General features: G+C 36.9%; 4 protein-coding genes. All 4 read left to right on the top strand.

Going from position 1 to position 4414, the window contains the following annotated elements; translation table 11 throughout:
* Nucleotides 1–127 precede the first annotated feature (127 nt).
* The 4 genes from KQI69_RS07220 to KQI69_RS07205 all read left to right on the top strand — a co-directional run bounded on the left by KQI69_RS07220 (nucleotide 128) and on the right by KQI69_RS07205 (nucleotide 4291).
* Nucleotides 128–709, top strand: a complete 582-nt coding sequence (locus tag KQI69_RS07220) for a nitroreductase family protein (protein ID WP_216564673.1) — start codon at nucleotides 128–130, stop codon at nucleotides 707–709.
* A gap of 184 nt (nucleotides 710–893) precedes the next feature.
* The gene (locus KQI69_RS07215; protein WP_216564672.1) at nucleotides 894–1505 is read left to right on the top strand and encodes a 4Fe-4S binding protein; all 612 of its coding nucleotides are present in this window, start codon (nucleotides 894–896) and stop codon (nucleotides 1503–1505) included.
* A gap of 28 nt (nucleotides 1506–1533) precedes the next feature.
* The gene (locus KQI69_RS10685) at nucleotides 1534–3252 is read left to right on the top strand and encodes a protein-ADP-ribose hydrolase (protein WP_216564671.1); all 1719 of its coding nucleotides are present in this window, start codon (nucleotides 1534–1536) and stop codon (nucleotides 3250–3252) included.
* A gap of 304 nt (nucleotides 3253–3556) precedes the next feature.
* A complete protein-coding gene (locus KQI69_RS07205; RefSeq protein WP_253289051.1) occupies nucleotides 3557–4291 on the top strand; it encodes a Fic family protein in 735 nt (244 codons plus the stop codon).
* Nucleotides 4292–4414: the final 123 nt, after the last annotated feature.

Here is a 4414-nt window from a genome sequence, read left to right as displayed (position 1 = left end):
AGCTAATAGTGTTATGAGCAAGTAGCAAAGCGGATTGCGAATATCCGCTTGACTTATCCTGACAAGGATTTTCATCAAGTATATATAGGAAAAATAGAAAAGATTTTGGTGAGGGAGTGAGAAAATCATGGCATTGATGGATATTATAAAGGCAAGACACTCAATAAGAAAATATATCGACAGGCAGATTAAAAGAGAAGATTTGGAGAAAATTCTCGAGGCTGGAAATTATGCTCCAAATGCAGGCGGCGGTCAGCGAAGCATGATGGTTGCAATACATAATAAAGAATTGGTGGCTCATATTGGAAAAATGAATATGGCACATTTTGACAGAACACATCTTGCTGGGAGTTTTGTGTCAAAAGAACAGCCGAGTACGATTGATGATCCGACTATTAAAAATGGTTTTTATGATGCACCGACTGTGGTATGTGTGTTTTGTCAGGATAATTTTATGTTTAAAACGGCAGATGCTTTCTGCATGATGGAAAACATGGTGTTACAGGCAACGGAGCTTGGAATTGCTTCATGTATTGTTTCAAGGGGTTATGAAACTTTTGACAGCGTGGAGGGAAAAAGACTTATGGAAGAATGGGAAGTTCCGTCTGGGTATGCCTGTCAGGGTTTTGTGATATTGGGTTATATAAATGGAGAGAATCCGCAGAGCAAACCGAGAAGGACAGACAGGATTAAAATTGTGGAAAAGTAAATAAAGAAGTATTGCTGATAATAGAAATGCAAAAAAGTAAACGAAAAAGTATTGAAATTACAGAGAAATAAATCGAAAACAATAGGAAAATAAAATTAGAGAAAATAATTTGAAACAGAGAAAATATTATGATATGAGGTTTAATGATAACAATACAGTACTGAGTGGAAAGTAGGGGATTTTTATGGATTTACAGACTTGTTTAAAGAAAATGGAACTTGTAGGTGTTCTTGCTTTTGCGACAGTAGACAAAAGCGGTGCACCTCAGATAAGAAATATAAGTGCGATTCATTATGAGCAGGATGCATTATATTTTTTTACGGCAAGGGGAAAGAATTTTTGTGAGGAGCTTTTAAGTGACGGCAGAGTACAGATACTTGCCTATACAAAATACAAGGAGATGATTCGTCTTTCGGGAAAAGCGTATCCTGTTGATGATGAGGGGCAGGTGAAGTGGCGTGAAAAGATTTTTGAAGAACAGCCTTATCTTGCGAATGTATATCCCGGTGATACGAAAAATATAGGCATTGTTTTTTGTATTGATAAGGCGGAAATAGAATATTTTAATCTTGGTGTTAATCCGATATTCAGGGAGACTTATAGTCTGGGAGATGTTACAATAAACCAAAAGGGATATGTCATAACTGAAAAATGTCTTGGCTGTGGTGAGTGTAGGAAAGTCTGTCCGCAGAGTTGTATAGATGAGGGTTCACCGTTTAAGATAAGACAGAATAATTGTCTTCACTGTGGCGGATGTTATGAGAAATGTCCCGCTGGAGCAATCATTAAAAAATGAGATAATTGCAAGATGAAAGAGGTTTAAAATGAATCAGAGTGAAAGACGCAGGTTTTTGATAGATGCTTTATTGAAAGAACAACAGAAATTTTCAGCATTTTCCGGAAATTCGGATGCAGATATTCCTGCTGATAAAGATGGGCAGAAAACATTACTTCGTTCTCTTATGAATATAAGGATGCCACATGAGGCTGACACTGAATTTATAAAAGTTCAGGATGAGTATCTCAGACAGGCAAACGAGGAAAAAGGTATTGTCACACTTGACGATATAGATGAGGTAAGCGAGGATATATATGTCTGGAAAGGTGATATAACAAGGCTTAAAGCTGGGGCGATTGTCAACGCTGCAAACAGCGGTATGACGGGATGTTATCAGCCATGTCATAACTGTATTGACAACTGTATTCACACTTATGCAGGAGTGCAGCTTCGATATGAATGTGCGAAGATAATGAGGAAACAGGGATATGAAGAACCGACAGGTCAGGCAAAGATAACACAGGCATACAATCTTCCGTGTGATTATGTAATCCATACGGTAGGTCCTATCGTGCAGGGCAGACTAAGTGGAAGGCATAAAAAACAGTTGGAGTCATGTTATAGAAGCTGTCTTGAGATTGCAGATAAAAATAATGTTGGATCGATTGCATTTTGTTGTATATCAACGGGTGTGTTTATGTTTCCGAATGATAAGGCTGCGGAGATTGCCGTAAAAACAGTTAAGTCCTATAAACAAGAAACGGGCAGCAGGATTAAGGTGATATTTAATGTTTTTAAAGATGAGGATGAAGAAATATATATGAAATTACTTAAAATGCCAAAGAGAAAAATAACGTTTGAATCATTTTTATGTGGTATGCCGGCAAAGGATTATGTTTATCAGGATGAGGATTATGACACACAGATAAAAAAGGCTGCGAAGCTGTTAAATGAGGCCGAGTATGTACTTATAGGTGAGGGAGCAGGATTGAGTGCTGCGGCAGGGGCAAAGTATGGCGGAAGATTTTTTGAGGAACATTTTAGTGAGTTTCAGGAAAAGTACGGTAAGGGGCGGTATATGCAGGACATGTATAGTGCCGGATTTTATCCTTATCCCGATGAGGAGAGTTATTGGGGGTACTGGTCAAAACAGGCAATGCTTGGCGGCATAGAACTTGATGTGACACCGCTTCACAGGACACTTCTTGATGGACTAGCAGACAAAAAAATATTTGTACTCAGCACGAACGCGGATGCTCAGTTTGTTAAAGCAGGCTTGCCGGAGGAGAAGATATTTTGTACGCAGGGCGATTATTTTCACATTCAATGCAGAAAAGGATGTCATAACAAAACTTATAATGCAGTGAAAATGTTTAAGCAGATGGATCAGGCAAGGAGAGATTGCAAAGTGCCGTCTTATATGGTGCCAAAGTGTCCGGTATGTGGCGGTGCAATGGATATGAATCTTCGCAAGGACAATTATTTTGTTCAAGATGAGGAGTGGTATAAGGCTGAACAGAGATTTTCAGATTTTCTTATGGAAGCGGCAGATAAAAAGCTGGTACTTTTGGAACTCGGAGTTGGATTTAATACTCCTATGATAATTAAATATCCGTTCCGCAATTTTACAAAATTAAACAAGTCAGCAAATTATATATGTATTAATTTGGATGAAGAACCTGTTCCGGCAGATATATCGGAGCGCAGTTTGATGATTACAGGGGATATTTCAACGGTATTACAGGATGTTCTTAAAAAAGAGTGAGAAAGATTGGAAGATAGAAATAAAAAAGGTAGATGTTATTATGCATCTGCCTTTTTTGATAAATGAAATAGGTGGAGTGACAATCCCACATTTCTTTAAGACCTATTATACACTGTAAATGAAAAAAGTAAATATAGTTTACACAATCCAATGTTTGTTTAGTAATTGATATGCTTTCATAAATAAAGTATAATGTCAATAAAATAAGGTGCATTTAATACTTCATAATAGCGATACAAAGAAGAATTAAATGAGCAGCAGAGCGGATTGCGAATATCCGCTTGACAGATTGGAGAGGACTCGTATGCAGAAAAAACATAAAAAAAATCTTTTGGACATTTTAAAGGATGAAAGGTCTGCGGGATATTCGGGAGGGATTTATCACAAAACGCAGATTGAACTGACATATAATTCAAATCATATGGAGGGTAGTCAGCTAACTCATGAGCAGACGAGATATATTTTTGAAACCAATACGATTGGAGTTGAAAATAAAGCCATAAATGTTGATGATATTATAGAAACAGCCAATCATTTTCGATGTATAGATATGGTGATAGACAATGCAGATATTAAATTGATGGAAAGTTTTATTAAAGAGCTGCATCTGATACTTAAAAACGGAACAAGTGATTCGAGAAAAGAATGGTTTAATGTGGGAGAATATAAAAAAATGCCTAATGAGGTAGGTGGTATGAATACTGCTTTGCCGGAGGAAGTTGAAATTAAGATGCAAAAATTGTTGGTTGAATATAATGACAAAAAAGAAAAAAAATTAGAGGATATTCTTGAATTTCATGTAAGATTTGAAAGGATTCATCCGTTTCAGGATGGCAATGGGCGTGTAGGCAGACTTGTTATGTTCAAGGAATGTCTTAAATACGATATAGTGCCGTTTATTATTGAGGATGACCTTAAGATGTTTTATTACCGGGGACTTACAGAGTGGGATAATGAAAAGGGATTTCTTACAGACACTTGTCTTACGGCACAGGATAGATATAAGGCATATCTTGATTATTTTAGGATAGAGTATTAAATTGTGTGAGACTATTTCATGTTGGTGTTTGATGGGTTAATAGAAAATGCCGACAAGTATGTAAAAATAGGTAATTGCGAAACTCGCTAAGCTCGTTTGCAATCCTAATTGAAAACAAGGAAG

Source organism: Eubacterium sp. MSJ-13, from assembly GCF_018918235.1.
Taxonomy (GTDB): domain Bacteria; phylum Bacillota; class Clostridia; order Lachnospirales; family Lachnospiraceae; genus Butyribacter.
Note: the sequence above shows the minus strand (reverse complement) of the source record. Positions and strands in the feature narration are given on the sequence as shown.